The sequence below is a fragment of the Exiguobacterium sp. s127 genome, from assembly GCF_018618695.1.
Lineage (GTDB): Bacteria > Bacillota > Bacilli > Exiguobacteriales > Exiguobacteriaceae > Exiguobacterium_A > Exiguobacterium_A oxidotolerans.
The window spans coordinates 268356-283256 of record NZ_JACSMO010000002.1 but is presented as its reverse complement, the minus strand read 5'-3'; the positions used below and the strand labels follow the sequence as shown (position 1 = coordinate 283256).

At 47.9% G+C, this 14901-nt stretch carries 17 protein-coding genes; 7 read left to right on the top strand and 10 right to left on the bottom strand.

Annotation, left to right across the window (positions count from 1 at the left end; all coding sequences use genetic code 11):
- Positions 1-37 precede the first annotated feature (37 nt).
- On the top strand, positions 38-934 hold the full coding sequence (locus tag KNP98_RS04505) for a DMT family transporter (RefSeq protein ID WP_214810768.1): 897 nt from the start codon (positions 38-40) through the stop codon (positions 932-934).
- 54 nt (positions 935-988) lie between these two features.
- On the opposite strand, the gene KNP98_RS04500 is transcribed toward KNP98_RS04505, so the two are convergent.
- Positions 989-2449, bottom strand: coding sequence for an MDR family MFS transporter (locus KNP98_RS04500; RefSeq protein WP_088836657.1), 1461 nt, complete (start codon positions 2447-2449; stop codon positions 989-991).
- A gap of 144 nt (positions 2450-2593) precedes the next feature.
- Between KNP98_RS04500 and KNP98_RS04495 the strand changes: the two genes are divergently transcribed.
- Positions 2594-3406 (top strand): SDR family NAD(P)-dependent oxidoreductase, encoded by an 813-nt coding sequence (locus KNP98_RS04495; protein ID WP_088836656.1) that lies wholly within the window; start codon positions 2594-2596, stop codon positions 3404-3406.
- A gap of 76 nt (positions 3407-3482) precedes the next feature.
- Here KNP98_RS04495 and KNP98_RS04490 read toward each other — a convergent pair whose 3' ends face one another.
- The 7 genes from KNP98_RS04490 to rnz are packed head-to-tail and all read right to left on the bottom strand — an operon-like array spanning position 3483 to position 8259.
- Entirely contained in the window at positions 3483-3860 is a 378-nt protein-coding gene (locus tag KNP98_RS04490; RefSeq protein ID WP_088836655.1) for a hypothetical protein, read from the bottom strand.
- A 25-nt stretch (positions 3861-3885) separates the two neighbouring features.
- Positions 3886-4458, bottom strand: a complete 573-nt coding sequence (locus KNP98_RS04485) for an ECF transporter S component (protein ID WP_214810765.1) — start codon at positions 4456-4458, stop codon at positions 3886-3888.
- Entirely contained in the window at positions 4449-5414 is a 966-nt protein-coding gene (locus tag KNP98_RS04480) for an ATP-binding cassette domain-containing protein (RefSeq protein ID WP_214810763.1), read from the bottom strand. Before KNP98_RS04480 ends, KNP98_RS04485 begins: the two co-directional genes overlap by 10 nt.
- Positions 5368-6069 carry a hypothetical protein gene (locus tag KNP98_RS04475; RefSeq protein ID WP_214765353.1) on the bottom strand — a complete coding sequence of 234 codons (702 nt, stop codon included), beginning with the start codon at positions 6067-6069 and terminating at the stop codon, positions 5368-5370. The genes KNP98_RS04480 and KNP98_RS04475 overlap by 47 nt, the downstream gene beginning before the upstream one ends.
- Positions 6047-6457: a DUF4430 domain-containing protein gene (locus KNP98_RS04470; protein WP_214765355.1), complete on the bottom strand. Its 411-nt coding sequence runs from the start codon at positions 6455-6457 to the stop codon at positions 6047-6049. The genes KNP98_RS04475 and KNP98_RS04470 overlap by 23 nt, the downstream gene beginning before the upstream one ends.
- Positions 6454-7350 (bottom strand): hypothetical protein, encoded by an 897-nt coding sequence (locus KNP98_RS04465; protein WP_088836650.1) that lies wholly within the window; start codon positions 7348-7350, stop codon positions 6454-6456. Before KNP98_RS04465 ends, KNP98_RS04470 begins: the two co-directional genes overlap by 4 nt.
- Before the next feature lie 3 nt (positions 7351-7353).
- The gene (gene rnz / locus KNP98_RS04460; protein WP_214765358.1) at positions 7354-8259 is read right to left on the bottom strand and encodes a ribonuclease Z; all 906 of its coding nucleotides are present in this window, start codon (positions 8257-8259) and stop codon (positions 7354-7356) included.
- A gap of 108 nt (positions 8260-8367) precedes the next feature.
- Between rnz and KNP98_RS04455 the strand changes: the two genes are divergently transcribed.
- Positions 8368-8547 (top strand): hypothetical protein, encoded by a 180-nt coding sequence (locus KNP98_RS04455; RefSeq protein ID WP_029333114.1) that lies wholly within the window; start codon positions 8368-8370, stop codon positions 8545-8547.
- 57 nt (positions 8548-8604) lie between these two features.
- Here the strand turns inward: KNP98_RS04455 and KNP98_RS04450 are convergent, their stop codons facing one another.
- Complete coding sequence (locus KNP98_RS04450) at positions 8605-9729, bottom strand: M20/M25/M40 family metallo-hydrolase (RefSeq protein ID WP_088836648.1); 1125 nt, start codon at positions 9727-9729, stop codon at positions 8605-8607.
- Positions 9730-9934: 205 nt separating this feature from the next.
- Positions 9935-10921, bottom strand: coding sequence for an aromatic acid exporter family protein (locus tag KNP98_RS04445; RefSeq protein WP_088836647.1), 987 nt, complete (start codon positions 10919-10921; stop codon positions 9935-9937).
- A 79-nt stretch (positions 10922-11000) separates the two neighbouring features.
- Here KNP98_RS04445 and KNP98_RS04440 point away from each other — a divergent pair, with 79 nt between their 5' ends.
- The 4 genes from KNP98_RS04440 to KNP98_RS04425 all read left to right on the top strand — a co-directional run bounded on the left by KNP98_RS04440 (position 11001) and on the right by KNP98_RS04425 (position 14770).
- On the top strand, positions 11001-12086 hold the full coding sequence (locus KNP98_RS04440) for an N-acetylglucosaminidase (RefSeq protein ID WP_088836646.1): 1086 nt from the start codon (positions 11001-11003) through the stop codon (positions 12084-12086).
- 56 nt (positions 12087-12142) lie between these two features.
- A complete protein-coding gene (locus tag KNP98_RS04435) occupies positions 12143-13078 on the top strand; it encodes a manganese-dependent inorganic pyrophosphatase (protein ID WP_029333110.1) in 936 nt (311 codons plus the stop codon).
- Positions 13079-13166: 88 nt separating this feature from the next.
- Complete coding sequence (fadH, locus tag KNP98_RS04430; protein WP_214810760.1) at positions 13167-13931, top strand: 2,4-dienoyl-CoA reductase; 765 nt, start codon at positions 13167-13169, stop codon at positions 13929-13931.
- 125 nt (positions 13932-14056) lie between these two features.
- Positions 14057-14770 carry a ZIP family metal transporter gene (locus tag KNP98_RS04425; RefSeq protein WP_088836644.1) on the top strand — a complete coding sequence of 238 codons (714 nt, stop codon included), beginning with the start codon at positions 14057-14059 and terminating at the stop codon, positions 14768-14770.
- Positions 14771-14901 lie beyond the last annotated feature (131 nt).

The window sequence follows — 14901 nt, the reverse complement described above, 5'->3', positions numbered from 1 at the left end:
ACCCTCATTTCCTAACTACAGACACGTGGAGGTACTCATGCCGTATTTTACTTTATTCATGGCGTTATTCTTTATTTCGACATCGGCTATTTTCGTGAAATGGGCAGACACGCCAATCGAGGCCGTCGCTTTTTTCCGAATGTTATTCTCGACGTTTCTTTTACTGCCGCTCATTCAAGTTAAAGAATTGTTCAGCCTCAGTTCCTCAACGATTCGCCACATGATTTTAAGTGGCGTCCTGTTAGCCGGGCACTTTTGGTTATGGTTTCTCTCTCTTGATTATACGACAGTTGCCAGCTCAACGCTCTTCGTAACCGCCAGTCCCATCTTCGTCTTAGTCGGGAACGCCGTCTTCTTTAAGCAACACCCGTCGCGAAAAGCGTTGTTTTTCGTCGGCGTCGCACTGCTTGGCGGCGGACTGGTCGCATACGGTGATATCGCCGTCGGAACACGTGCCTTGATTGGTGACGGGCTGGCCCTACTCGCGACGATTTTAGTCGCCGGATACTGGTTACTCGGGCAACACGTCCGGACAAGCGTCTCGACGAATACATATTCCTTTGCCGTCTATGCTGTCGCGTCCGTCGTTTTGCTGCTGTTCTCACTGATTCAGTCCGTCGATCTCGTCTCGGCGTTTCAAACGGATTGGTTGATTTATGTGTTGCTCGCCATCTTCCCGACGTTGCTCGGGCATAACTTGTTCAACTGGGCGCTGTCCCGTGTCAGTGCGAGCATCGTCAGCATCACGATTCTCGGTGAAGCGGTCTGGGGAATGATTTTCGGGTACTTCTTATTCCAGGAATCGCTGACTTGGATTCAAATCACGGGTGCCGCGCTACTCCTTGTCGGCATCGGTCTGTTCTTACGCCGGAATGAAAAAGACATCCGGGCGCAACTCGTCGCACGTGAAACGGCGACTTCTGTTACTGAATAAGCAAACCGCTGAATGTCCTCCTCTCACCTGCGAGTCGGACGTTCAGCGGTTTTTTTAGTTTGGTTTATCGTCCGGACGAACTTTTGGTAAGCGGAACGTCATCGCGAACGCGACGAGCGCACACAATACACCGCCGATGAAGACGAGCCGTAACCCGTCTGCTAAGGCCAGTTCCGCCGCCGTATGGACGGCATCTCCATACCGGTTCGCCGTCGTCGCTTGGAAAAACGGATCAATTGAATAACCGGATAATATTTTCGAATCGTTAAACGCTTGAATGATTGATAGATTAAAAATCGTCCCGAAGATGGCGACACCAAGCGTTTGTCCCGTCGTACTCAAAAAGGAGTTGACGGCCGTCGCTGAACCACGGAGCGAGCGACCGACTGATGTTTGCAAGACAACGATGAAGACCGGTTGCGATAAACCGAACCCGATTCCAATCAAGGAAACCGCAAGATAGAGGAACACATCACTCGTCTCACGTGAGATGAAGACTAAAATCAGCATCCCGACGACGAGTAGCCCCATTCCGGTCATCGTTCGATAACGGGGTGACGCCGTCCCAATCGATCGGCCACCGATGATTGCCGTAATCGTCCAAAATAACGAGAGCGGCATCAACATGAAGCCGGCTTCAGTCGGACTTTTTCCGAGGACGCCTTGTGCGAAAATCGGGATATAGGCTGACATCGAGACAAGCACCCAGGCGGAGAAGAACACTGCCAGATTGATCACGGCAATGACCGGATGTTTGATAACAGCCGGCGGTAAGAGTGGATCACTCGCTTTTTTCTCGGCTTGATAGAAAAAGAATAATAAAACCGCACTGATCAAAAAACTACCGATGACCGTCGGACGTAAAAATTGTTCCGCTTCACTTCCTGATAACAGACCGTATAGTAACGCACTCATCCCGACCGCAAACAAGAGAGCTCCCCGATAATCGATTTTTCGCGACGTCTCCTTCACGGTTTCCTTGTAGAAGACGACAATCATGATGAACGACACAAGCGCAAACGGAACGTTCAACAGGAAAATATACCGCCAGGATAACGATTCGACTAAAAATCCACCGAGGAGTGGTCCAGCAACGCCGGATATCCCCCAAACGGCACTCAAGATTCCCTGAATTTTTCCACGTTCTTCATATGTATATAAATCGCCGATGATCGTCATGGCAATCGGCAGAACCGCTCCTGCTCCGATTCCTTGGACCGCGCGGAAAATGATTAGTGTCTCCATCGACTGCGCAAGCCCACACGCTAACGAAGCGAGTGTAAAAACGCCAATTCCAAATAACAAGACGCGTTTCCGACCGTATAAATCAGCCATCTTCCCGTAAATCGGCGTCGATACTGCCATAAATAAGAGAAATCCTGCAAAAATCCAACTGACGAGCTTCGCCCCATTTAATTCACTTGCCATGACGGGTGTTGCCGTCGCGACAATCGTTCCTTCGATTGCCGCTAAAAAAGTTGCTAACAACAGCGCAATCGTGACATTTTTTCTCATGCTTCCGCACTTCCTTTCTCTTTCTTATCATACCGGTTCTGCCCCTTGTTTCGAAAGTAAATGCTTACTCGGCAGGATTCAAGGGAACAATAGGGAATGGTACAATTAGAAAATGATTCAATTATGTGAATGGAGGATTTTGTTATGTTACGAAAAACAGCTTTAATTACAGGGGCTTCTGGCGGAATCGGACTTGATCTTGCCGTGCTCGCAGCGCGCGACGGGTTTGATTGTGTCTTGATCGCCCGAAACGAAAAAAAATTAACGGAACTTAAAAATGTTCTTGAAAAACGTTATCAAATCAAAGCCTATACGTTCGCAGCAGATTTATCACAGGCCGACAGCGTCTCACGTGTTCTGACGTACCTCGATGAACAAGAATTGACTGTTGATTTGTTATTCAACAACGCTGGTTTTGCGACATCCGGCCGTTTCGCGGAAATCGATCCATCGGAAGACATCGACTCGATTCATGTGAATGTCGTCGCTTTAACGGAACTGACGAAACGTTTGTTACCAGGTATGGTCGATCGTGGCTTCGGACGTATCTTGAACGTCGCTTCCGTCGCTGCTTTCATGCCGGGTCCATACATGAGCGTCTATTACGCAACAAAAGCCTACGTCCTGTCCTTCTCTGAAGCACTCGCTTCTGAACTTGATGGTTCAGGTGTTACGGTCTCATGCCTCTGCCCGGGACCGACGGATACAAACTTCTTTAATCGGGCGAACATCACCTTGCCTTTCCAAAGCATGCCGTCACACCTCGTCGCCTTCGCAGGTTACCGCGGTACGCTTAAAGGGAAACGTGTAATCGTTCCAGGCGCGAGCAATCGGGCAATGGTCTCACTGGCTAAATTCTTACCTCGCCGTCTCTTGACAGAATTAACAGGTCGCATCCAGGATCCTGCTCGTCAAGATCAAGACACAACGGAAGAAGATCTCGCGTACTCCAATTAATCGACGCTTTCCTAAAACAAGTCCCGCTAGCCGAGCTAGCGGGACTTGTTTTATAGAGGAGACTTTTTTTAAAGGTTTAATGTATTTGTTTTTTTCGCTCAAACCGATTCACAAATTGTGTCCGGAGCGTCTTCGGTAACGAAGTATAGCGATACAGATAACGAAACGTGACGGCACTCGTCACCATGAGCATATACCCCGTCGCTAATACGAGTAACCACGCAACACATCCTAAAAAGAGACCCGCTTCAAAGTAAAGTTGTGACATCAATGCCCCTTCAGCGGACGTGATGAGCATCGCTGCCGGAAAAATTGCTGCAGCCAGTAAATAAAAGCCCGCATAGCGTCCACGAACAGTGTGTTTTAACAACAGAATACTGCCAAACAGTAAACAACAACTCGACATAAGTAACAATAAGACGACATATGGTAGTGACACGGATGAACTAAGCATCTTTTTTCACTCCAATCGAATCAGGTTAATGTTCTTTACCCGCCTTTCGGTCGATTGAGTGCAAAATCCGTAAAAAAGTCGGATGAAGTAATAAAATAAAGCAAACATTTCCGATTCCATGTACTAAATCAAATACCCCGCCTGTGACGACAAGTGTCAAAAAAGCTTCTCGTGAAAATGCTGTAAAAATTAAAAAGCCGAGGTTGCTGATCCAGCCATACAAAAATCCGGCGAGAAGCCCGTAACAGGCTAACAGCCATTTCGATTTCAATAGCGGTACGAGTCCGACGAGACTGATTGCCATGTAAGCAAGCGCTTGAAATAAAACGAACGGTCCGCTCCCTAAGAATAAACTCGACAGGACGACGACCAACAAACCCGCGACTGCACCGACGACCGGACTGACGTAGGCGGCAAGTAACAGAACGAGTGCCGTGGCCGGTTGAATGTTCGGCAGACTCGAAAAAAGAATCCGTCCGACAATCGCCGCCGCAGTGACGAGCGCGATGAAGCGTAACATCGCTTCTGACAGCGGTCGACGCTCAAAACGGATAAACAGAATCAAAATGGACAGACAAGCGAGGAGAATCAGTCCCATCCATATAACCTACTTTGTTCTAAAAAAGTAGCCGCCGGACCATCAAACGCAATTTCACCTTGAACGAGATAAAGGACACGTGTCGCGTGACGGATTAAAAAGTCGTCATGCGTCGCCATCACGACTAACTTCATTGATTGTTCGACGAGTGTTTCGACGAATCGCTGCCGTTGTGCGTCCGTTAATCCTGCTGTCGGTTCGTCAAAATAATAAGCATCGTCGCTCCAGTCAAGCCGTTCCAACAATCGCTGTTTTTGTGAAGCGAACGTGCCCGGTCGACTGTCAACTTGAGGCGCAAGGGCCGGATGCGCAGGCAAGTAATTCTTTCGCCCGCGTCGTTTCACTTTTCCATACAAGGGACGCTCGACGCCGAGTAAGAGCCGTAGCAACGTCGACTTCCCACTCCCGTTGGCACCGACGAGCACCACTCGTTCCCCTGCCGCTAAACTGAGGCGGGATACGTCTAACGCATAGCGCGTCTGCATCGGATAACGATGTTCGACGGCCCACATCTCATCATAGAGGTCTCCTTGAGTTGCTTGCTCGAACACAATCTGTTCTAAATCCGCTTGATCAGTGACTGAATAATAGATACGACATGTAAAACGACGTTCCATCTCACTCAGCAAATCGACCAATCGCCGTTTTCGCACGTGATCTAAAAACAGGAAGGGATTGTCTAAGAAAAGACTTGGCGGTAACGAAGCGAGCGCATATCCAACTGAAACGAGTTGCTGCTCTCCGGATGATAACTCACTTACCTCTCGCTCAAAGAACGGTTCTAGTCCGAGGAGTGTCGTAAGTTCTCCCGCGACAAACAGACTTGTTGTCGCTAGTAAATCACGGACTCGCCCATGTAGCAGTCGTTCCGGATAGATGATGGGCTGTCCCGCTTCGGCCGCGAGACGCTCAAGCTGTCCGGTCGCTTTGCTGTCGTTTGAAATAATCGTTGGCATCACGAAAAGCTCCTTTCGAACAGAGTAAAATCATCGGCAATACGACTGCACCAACATAAGCATACGAGGTCAACAACAGACTGCTGACACTAAGCAAAATCACACCCGTCCGAATGTCACGCAGCGTTAGTTTTCGAAGTCTGCTCGGTACGGCGTCAATCGGTAATAAATGATACATCGCCATTCGTTCTAACTGCTCCGATAATGAATGATGCCGATGGCTCATCTTCACTTCCGGCCATGTCCGGAGCAAAGACGGAATTAGTGCAAGCACGAGCCCGGTTAGTCGCGTCAGTCGTGGTAACATCCGAAACAAAGGTCCCATCTGTTCGAGACGAACAAGCGTGAACACGAGTTGACTTGACGTGATAAATAAGGTGATTTGTACGCTGACCGCCAGAATCCCAATCACATCAATCGATGCGCCATAGAGAAGTGGAACCATCATCATCAATGTATAGAGTAGCGGTAACATGAGATAACGAAAGACCTCGAACTGACGAATGGTAATGAAAAAGATGAGATGGACGAGCGCGAGCATTCCTATATGATCCTGCAAGACGAACGGGACCGATAGCATCACCATCAAAAAAAGAGCAACATTCAATGGATGAAGTCGCTCCCGTTCTGTCTTACTGAAAATAAGCCATTGCATCTTTTTCAAATCGCCATTCAAGGCGATCTCCGTCTTGAAGTTCGTAACTTCCCGCTCCGACCTCACCCGGTTTTTCATTGACGCCGAATACCCAGCCGCTGCTTGCTCCAGCTGACTTTTCTCGAACTCCCTCGACGGCTGTGACATAAGCCATCTCACCTTTTCCTGTTTTGACGACATCTAACTTCGTTTCTTCGAGCGCATCCAGCGCCGTCTCTTCTTGATCAAAACACATTGCTTCCTCAAACAACGTCTTGTCCTTTGCATGGTTGACGACCGAGACGTCAACCTTCACGTCGCAGGCCTCTGTTTTCGAGCTCTTAGGCTCCGCTTCCTCAGAACACCCTGCTAAGATAAGTAAACTTCCCGCTAATATCCACTGTTTCATCGAACGACTCCCTTTCGCCTTGATGTCTCAAAGCTGTAATTGTACAACAAAATCTTTTTCTCACGAAGGGATTGTCCGTCCGCCCGCAAATAGGTCAAGCGAATTGCGTTCGCGAGGACGTCTTCTCCTGTATTGACATAAGGGATCAACTCCCCTTGATCATCAATTAATAACACGGTCGCATCTTGTAGACTAAACGTTTCATAAAGACCATCCATATCCATCTCGACATACGGTGTCTTTGATTCATGTAATATTTGTTTAATCGACAGCTGGCGTAACGTATCAAACGAACGAGACGCATCAATCAGTTTCTGGTAATACGATTCGAGCGATCGTTCCAGCACTTCTTCACGTGGTCGATACGTGATTGTGCCTGTGATTTCTTGATAGGAAATGTCATAGCGGACGAACCGCTTCGGGCTTTTAGCAATCACTTCGAACGTCGCATTCCGCAAATTGCCACCCTGGTCAAATAATAGTTCGCTTTGCTCGAGCCGTAACGACTCATCTCCGACCCGCTTCTCAATTTGGTTCAACAAGTGATTGAACGACTGATCCGTAATCATCACTCGCCCAATCTGTTGTGTTTCTTCACGGACTGTAAACGTATCAAACGGACCGGCGAATAATTGCAATAAAAAAAATAAAAATCCGAACAAGGCCATATACCGTTTGTAGCGTGAGTTTTTTTGCGGATGAAGCACGATTAAAAATAGAATGATTCCAAGTGGTAACTGAATATCATAGACTGGAAATGAAACGGAACCTAAGCAGGCATAAAAGACAAGTTTCATGTAGAGATAACGTTCTTTTTCCGTCCTTTTTTCTAGTAAGAATGCGAGTAGGACGGCTGCTAATAAAAAGAGTGCCCACCGAATCAATACGTCCATCACTTACGCCTTCACTTGGACGGATTGATGATCCACCATGAGATACGATTCAGGGAATACTTCCCGTGCTTCACGTTCTAAGTGATCCTCTTGCTCGACATAACGGGCTGAGACATGTGTCAATAATAATTTTTTCGCTTCCGCTTGTTTTGCAATTCCCGCCGCCTGACGTGCTGTCGAGTGTCCGAAACGTCCCGCATGTTCTGTTTCGGTATCGGCGAACGTCGCCTCATGAATCAACACATCGACTCCCCGCGCTAAGCGGATGCTCGCTTCGCAAGGTGTCGTATCGCCTAAGACGGCCAACTTCACGCCTGGTTTCGGTTGCCCTAAAAAATCTGATGACTCGTAAAGTGTTCCCTCAAACTCGAACGAATCGCTTTGTTTAATTTGTTTATAGAGTGGACCGGACGGAATACCGTGCTCCTTTAAGCGATCGACGAGCAACATCCCTTTTTCTTGATGCCCTTCGATCCGGTACCCATACGCTAAAAAACGATGCTCAAGTGCGGCGACCGTAATCGTAAAACCTTCATGTTCGTACGTTTGACCCGCTTCGACTTCAATCACGTCTAGCGGATAGCGTAAATATGTCCCTGTGACACGAAGTGTCGCATCGAGCCATTCCTGTAACCCCTTCGGTCCATAAATCGTCAATCGTGTCGTTCCTTCAAGCGCTGCCCGCGTACTGATGAAACCGGGCAAACCAAAAATATGATCCCCGTGAAGATGAGTGATGAAAATCGTGCTGACTTTTCGTGGTTTAATCGGACTGTATAAGATTTGGTGTTGCGTCGCCTCACCACAATCAAACAACCACGTCATCTTCGGGTGCATCAAGGCGATTGACGACACGTTGCGTTGTTTTGAAGGCATACCTGCTCCTGTACCTAAAAAATAAAATTCCATCTTTTTCCCCTTTTCGTAAAATTAGCATTTTTCATACACAAAATACATCTTTCACACAATGAATCATGGTAAACTGTACCCATACTGATTCGAAAGGTGGGTTTTTCCATGACCAAAATCGAACGGACCTATGCACGAATCGTACACGAAGCCCGGATGCTGAACGAGAACTATCGGCAAAAGTACGGCAAGTCGATTCAGATTCAAGAAATCGCGACGACCTTATTATGTACTGAAGAATTTGTTCTTGAGTCAATGGAGTTCGTCGAACGTCCTCAATTAACTTAATCGTAAACGAACAAAGAGTGTACCGCAATATAGCGGTACACTCTTTTCATTATCTTCTCACTTATTTGTGATGTAATCGACGAGCGTAACACATAGTTCTGCCGTCTTGACGAGTTCTTCGATCGGCATTCTTTCATTCGTCGTATGGATGTCTTCGTATCCGACTGCTAAGTTGACTGTCGGAATACCGAAACCAGCGATGACGTTCGCATCTGAACCGCCACCTGAATGAAGTAAACGTGGTGTCCGCCCAAGTTGCGCAATTGCAGCTTTCGCAACTTCGACGACTTGATCTCCGTCTTCGAACTTGAAGCCAGGATACATGACTTTGACTTCGACTTCAGCACGTCCGCCGAGTTCAGCGGCTGCTTCTTCAAAGGCAGCTTTCATTTTTTCTGTCTGGGCTTCCATCTTCGGTGCAACGAGTGAACGTGCTTCTGCGAAGATTTCTACATAATCGCAGACGATGTTCGTCGATGGACCACCACCACTGAATCGGCCGACATTTGCTGTCGTCTCTTCATCAATTCGACCAAGCGGCATTTTCGCGATGGCTTTTGCAGCAATCGTAATGGCAGAGACACCTTTTTCAGGCGCAACCCCAGCATGTGCCGTTTTGCCATAGATTTTAGCATTCACTTTCGCTTGTGTCGGGGCAGCCGTGATGATATCGCCCACTTTACCGTCTGAATCAAGGGCAAACCCATAGTCTGCATCGATTTTTGATGGATCGAGGACCATCGCCCCGACAAGACCTGATTCTTCGCCAACTGTGATGACGAATTGAATCTGTCCGTGCGGTTGCTTCGTTTCATTCAAGACGTGGACCAGCTCGATGATTGATGCAAGACCCGCTTTATCATCTGCCCCGAGGATTGTCGTACCATCCGTTTTGACATACCCATCCTCGATGATCGGTTTAATCCCTTGTCCCGGGAATACCGTATCCATATGTGACGTGAAATAAATTTTATCGACCCCGTCTTTTGTTGCTGGAAGTGTGACGATTAAGTTATTTCCTTTATGTTCCGTTTTCGATGATGCATCATCTTCAAAGACGTCACATCCGAGTTCTGTGAACGTTTTTTTCAAATGGGCACAAATTTGTGCCTCTTCTTTTGATTCTGAATCGATTTGGACTAACTCTAAAAATGTATCAAGTACACGTTTCTCATTGACCATGCTAGATTCCTCCTCATGTAAGTACTATTCGACTAGCGCTTTTTCAGTATACCATCAACTGACTGATTTGCACTTCAGAAGGGTTGTTTGTACAATAACAGTAATTACGTTTGCATTTTAGAAAGGAGTTGCACCTGTCATGTCACGCCCATCCAAACAACAACGTCTCATCAAGTGGACGACGATTGCGATCTTAGCAATCTTCTTACTTGGTACTTTTGCCTCGACGATGTTTTATTTCTTCTGATCTCGCGACGAAACGCTGCTTTAATTGTAAATATTGCTCCGTTTCTTGCAACATGTGCAACAGCGCGGACCGGACTTCGAACTCTTCACGTGTCGTCGGTAACGGCGAAGCACGGAAGGTCGCGAGTAAGTCCGCCAGTTCTTGTAAAAATAAACTTGCGTCGGCCTCCGGACGGACATTGTCACCAATCGTCCGAAACAGGTCGGCGACTTTTTTGCCTTCTTCGACGATTAACACCAAATCATCAACATTACGGACGATTCCGCGGAGCAGTTCGAACTGTTGCTCCCGCATCCGGAAATAGCTGTAGTCCTCGTCATCATTTCGACGACCGATGGCATTGCCCATCCGTTTTAACGAAGCGTCCTTTCCTTCCCGCAACAAGCGTTCCGTTTCTTCGAGCGTCAGCGAATGATGATTGATCCGCCCCGTCTCGATCGCCGCGGCGACTTCAAAGAACAAAGCAGCAATCCGTTTATCGATTTGCTGACGGCGCTCCGTGATGACACGGTCAAGGCTCGGCATATACATATTGACGAGTAATCCGACACCGACGCCAATCAAAATCAAGTAGACTTCATTTAAAAAAATCGCAAGGTTGAGTTGTCGTGCCGTGTAAAGATGCGTCAAGATGACGACACTCGTAATAAAACCGTCCTGTAGACGGAGGCGTTGCGTCAACGGAAGGAATATAATGAAATAAAGTGCTAAAGCAACTGGCCGATAACCGATGATTTCGAAAATCAGAAAACCGATTCCGATGGCAAGAATCGACGCCATGATGCGTTCGTACGATGAACGAATTGATTTTTTCCGCGTCGCTTGAATACTCAAGATGGCGATGATGGCGGCGAAAACATAGTAGTCGAGTTGCATCTGCTCTGCAATCCACATCGCAAGTGCGGCTGCGACGGCCGTTTTTAAAGTCCGATATCCAATGAACATCGAGTTCCCCCCCTATTCTTTGTTAGACTACCTATCCTTTACCCAAGTTGTCTATCGATTTTTTGAAGGACGTGATTTTTTGAGTACACGCACGATTCGTCCCGGCCGTCCCGCAAAAAAAGCGGGATCCCTGAAAGGACTGTTATTTTTCTTTTTGCTCGGGATCGTTCTATTCTATTTGTTGAAGGACGATCCACCGTCCGTCTTAAAACCGGCTGCTCCGTACATCGCTGAAAAATATCAAGAAGGTCAAGTCGCGACGGAACAAGAATTCGATACGTTCAGCGAAGCGAAAACCTACCTTGGTGACGACCGTGGTGCCGTTAAACGAACCGAGGATGACCGTTATCTCTACTTGACTGGTCCCGGTATCGGGATCGTCGACGAAGGTGGTACGCTCAACATCTATCAAGACGAATCGTTAAAAAAACGGTTGACATATGTCGCGTCCGGTAGCCGTTTAACACTGCGCGACTTCGGTCCAGACGTCAGTCGGATTGAAATTGCCGGTGTCCGCGGCTTCGTTGCGTCGGATCGGTTGACCTTGTATCCCCTTGAACGATCGACGAACCGATCGTTTTACGAACGAACGGGTGATACGTTACGTCACTACATCGTCGCGAACGCCGGACTCGGCGGCTGGATTACCGTCGGACGTGCCCCAAAAGACATTTCGAAGCGGACGACCGACTATGTCGAAGTGACGACATTGACGAAAGATTTACGGAAACCGACTCCTTTGTCCGCAAAAGAGCTTGATGCCTTCATCAAAAACAATGCGCCCGATAGTCCGTTGATCGGTACTGGGAAGACGTTCAAAAAAGTCGAGCGTGATTTTGATATCAATGCCGCCTATCTCCTCGCTCATGCGATTCATGAATCAAATTACGGTCGGTCGACGATTGCCCGTGAAAAATTCAATCTGTTTGGCGTCAATGCGACGGATATTGCACCTGGTCAAAATGCAACGGCTTATAAATCGCTTGACGACTCGATTCGAAAAACGGGTCAGTTTATCGCCCGCGACTACCTCGCGACGGATGGTAAGTACCACCGTGGACCGTTCCTCGGAAATAAAGCAAAAGGAATGAACGTTTTTTATGCATCGGATCCTTACTGGAGCGAAAAAATCGCTGGTATCCTGTACAAAATGGACGCCTTCTAATTCCGAGATATGATACACTAATGGGCGAGACATTAACCATTGAGGAGTGATTCAGCATGGAAAAAGTATTGATTTTTGGTCATAAAAATCCGGATACGGATACGATTACGTCAGCAATCGCGTACGCTGAACTGAAGAAAGCATTAGGTGTGAATGCCGAAGCGATACGTTTAGGCGAAATCAATGATGAAACACAATTCGCACTCGATCAATTTAAAATCGCTGCACCGCGTCTTGTTACGGCAGTCGCTGCCGAAGCATCACACGTCATTCTCGTCGACCACAACGAACGTCAACAAAGTGCCGACGACATCGCTGACGTTACGGTCACAGAAGTCATCGATCACCACCGGATTGCGAACTTTGAGACATCAGATCCGATCTACTACCGCGCTGAGCCCGTCGGTTGTACGGCAACGATTTTGAACAAACTTTATAAAGAACATGGTGTCGCGATCAAACCGGAAATCGCAGGTTTGATGTTATCGGCAATCGTTTCCGATTCATTGTTGTTCAAGTCACCGACATGTACGGAAGAAGACATCGTCGCTGCACGTGAACTTGCAGAAATCGCCGGTGTCGATGCAAACGTCTACGGTTTGAACATGCTCAAAGCAGGTGCTGACTTATCGAAAAAATCAATCACAGAATTGATTTCACTTGACGCAAAAGAGTTTTCGATGGGCGCACACAAAGTCGAGATTGCTCAGGTCAATACGGTCGATACAGCTGAAGTGTTACTTCGTCAAGCTGAGCTTGAAGAGCAAATCAATACGATCATTCTCGAAAAAGAACTCGATCTGTTCGTGTTCCTCGTGACTGACATCTTAACAAATAATTCAGTTGCGCTCGTACTCGGACAACAAGCACCACTCGTCGAACAAGCTTATGGAATTGAAGCAACCAACCACCTCGTTTACCTCGAAGGTGTCGTTTCACGGAAGAAACAAGTTGTTCCAATCCTGACAGATACTGCCGTTAGTTCAAAATAATCGACTACAAAAAAGAAGGAGTTCACTCCTTCTTTTTTGAATACTAATAATGAATGGTTGTTCATTCAGACTAAAGGGGGAGAAGTTAATGGCACAAACGATCATGGTGACAGGCGGTACGAGCGGTATGGGGAAAGCAATGGCACTCGCCTTAAAAGAAGCCAGCTGGAACGTCGTCGTCACAGGACGTGACTTGGAACGGTTACAACAAACGGATCATGAACTAAAGCAGATTGAGGGGGAGCATCTGACCATTCAAATGGATGTGCGTGATACCGATGCCTGTATCGCGGCTGTCAATCAAGCACGGGAAACGTTCGGTCGCTTAGAGGCACTCGTGAACAATGCGGCCGGAAATTTCATCTGTCCGACGGATGAGCTGTCTCCGAACGGATGGAAGACGGTCATCGACATTGTCCTCAATGGGACATTCAATTGTTCACACGCGCTTGTCAAAGGCTGGCAAGAAGATGACGTCAAAGGTGGACAGATTTTAAACATCGTCGCTTCTTACGCGTGGCAAGCTGGAGCCGGTGTCGCTCCGAGTGCTGCCGCAAAAGCCGGAGTCTTGAATTTGACGCGGACGCTTGCCGTCGAGTGGGGGTATAAGTATCATGCCCGCATCAATGCGATCAGTCCGGGGCCGATCGAACGGACGGGTGGTGCCGATAAACTGGCGATGTCACCGGAACACGCGGAACGAATTCGTCGCAATGTACCACTCGGACGGTTCGGGACACCGGAAGAAATCGCTGGACTCGCCGTCTGGATGGTCTCCGATCAAGCAAGCTACTTAAATGGAGAATGCATCGCACTGGACGGCGGTCACTGGCTGAACAAACAACCGTTCTGACTATCACAATCACCTTCCAAAGCGGGAGGTGATTTTTTCATTTCGTTTCTCCTCTAAAAATTAACTATGTTTATAAATCATTATCGAAAGGAAAAAAGAACAATGGAATAAGGGAGGAATCAGTTATGTGGATGGCTTTAGGTTGGGGCGCACTCGCCGGGGGCGCAGTCGTCATCGGAGCATTGATTGGTTTATTTTTACCGATGAAGCAACGGTACATCGGATATGTCATGTCATTCGGTACGGGGATCTTGATTGGGGCAGCGACGTTCGAACTGCTCGACGAAGCCTTGAATAAATCAACGACGTTCATCGTCGCTATCTCGTTCATCGTCGGTTCTCTCGTCTTTACAGGATTTGATTTTTTTGTTTCTTCGCGAGGTGCGAGTAAACGGAAACGTTCAGGCGGCGGAAACGAAGGGACCGGCACCGCCATCTTTTTCGGAACGATTTTAGATGCGATTCCGGAATCGATCATGATTGGGGCAAGCTTATTGTCGGGGAATGTCAGTGCGGCACTCGTTGCGGCGATTTTCGTCAGCAATATTCCGGAAGGTCTCTCGAGTACGACCGGACTTCAAAAAGACGGATTTTCGAAGAAAAAAATCTTAATCATGTGGGGTGTCGTCTGGTTGATTTCTGCCCTCGCCTCGCTCGCCGGCTATTCCGTGCTTGCTAACCTACCCGATATGCAATTTGCGATGATCGGCGCCTTCGCAAGCGGTGGCATCATCGCGATGCTCGCTTCGACGATGATGCCGGAGGCGCATGAGGAAGGTGGCACGATCGTCGGACTACTCGCCTCACTCGGTCTCATCACTGCCATCATCCTTAGCTGAAGCTCGGTGATTTTAAAAGAGCTTGACGATAAGGACCGAGCTAGAAAGTGCCGGTGAATCCGCATCATTTACGGATTCACCGGCACTTTTTGCGCACAGGACGGAACTATCGGAACAGAGAGCGCGGACGG

Excerpts from the sequence above, each read along its gene's own strand:
- KNP98_RS04505 (WP_214810768.1), top strand. The coding sequence starts at position 38 with ATGCCGTATTTTACTTTATTCATGGCGTTATTCTTTATTTCGACATCG.
- KNP98_RS04500 (WP_088836657.1), bottom strand. The coding sequence starts at position 2,449 with ATGAGAAAAAATGTCACGATTGCGCTGTTGTTAGCAACTTTTTTAGCG.
- KNP98_RS04495 (WP_088836656.1), top strand. The coding sequence starts at position 2,594 with ATGTTACGAAAAACAGCTTTAATTACAGGGGCTTCTGGCGGAATCGGA.
- KNP98_RS04490 (WP_088836655.1), bottom strand. The coding sequence starts at position 3,860 with ATGCTTAGTTCATCCGTGTCACTACCATATGTCGTCTTATTGTTACTT.
- KNP98_RS04485 (WP_214810765.1), bottom strand. The coding sequence starts at position 4,458 with ATGGGACTGATTCTCCTCGCTTGTCTGTCCATTTTGATTCTGTTTATC.
- KNP98_RS04480 (WP_214810763.1), bottom strand. The coding sequence starts at position 5,414 with ATGCCAACGATTATTTCAAACGACAGCAAAGCGACCGGACAGCTTGAG.
- KNP98_RS04475 (WP_214765353.1), bottom strand. The coding sequence starts at position 6,069 with ATGCAATGGCTTATTTTCAGTAAGACAGAACGGGAGCGACTTCATCCA.
- KNP98_RS04470 (WP_214765355.1), bottom strand. The coding sequence starts at position 6,457 with ATGAAACAGTGGATATTAGCGGGAAGTTTACTTATCTTAGCAGGGTGT.
- KNP98_RS04465 (WP_088836650.1), bottom strand. The coding sequence starts at position 7,350 with ATGGACGTATTGATTCGGTGGGCACTCTTTTTATTAGCAGCCGTCCTA.
- rnz (WP_214765358.1), bottom strand. The coding sequence starts at position 8,259 with ATGGAATTTTATTTTTTAGGTACAGGAGCAGGTATGCCTTCAAAACAA.
- KNP98_RS04455 (WP_029333114.1), top strand. The coding sequence starts at position 8,368 with ATGACCAAAATCGAACGGACCTATGCACGAATCGTACACGAAGCCCGG.
- KNP98_RS04450 (WP_088836648.1), bottom strand. The coding sequence starts at position 9,729 with ATGGTCAATGAGAAACGTGTACTTGATACATTTTTAGAGTTAGTCCAA.
- KNP98_RS04445 (WP_088836647.1), bottom strand. The coding sequence starts at position 10,921 with ATGTTCATTGGATATCGGACTTTAAAAACGGCCGTCGCAGCCGCACTT.
- KNP98_RS04435 (WP_029333110.1), top strand. The coding sequence starts at position 12,143 with ATGGAAAAAGTATTGATTTTTGGTCATAAAAATCCGGATACGGATACG.
- fadH (WP_214810760.1), top strand. The coding sequence starts at position 13,167 with ATGGCACAAACGATCATGGTGACAGGCGGTACGAGCGGTATGGGGAAA.
- KNP98_RS04425 (WP_088836644.1), top strand. The coding sequence starts at position 14,057 with ATGTGGATGGCTTTAGGTTGGGGCGCACTCGCCGGGGGCGCAGTCGTC.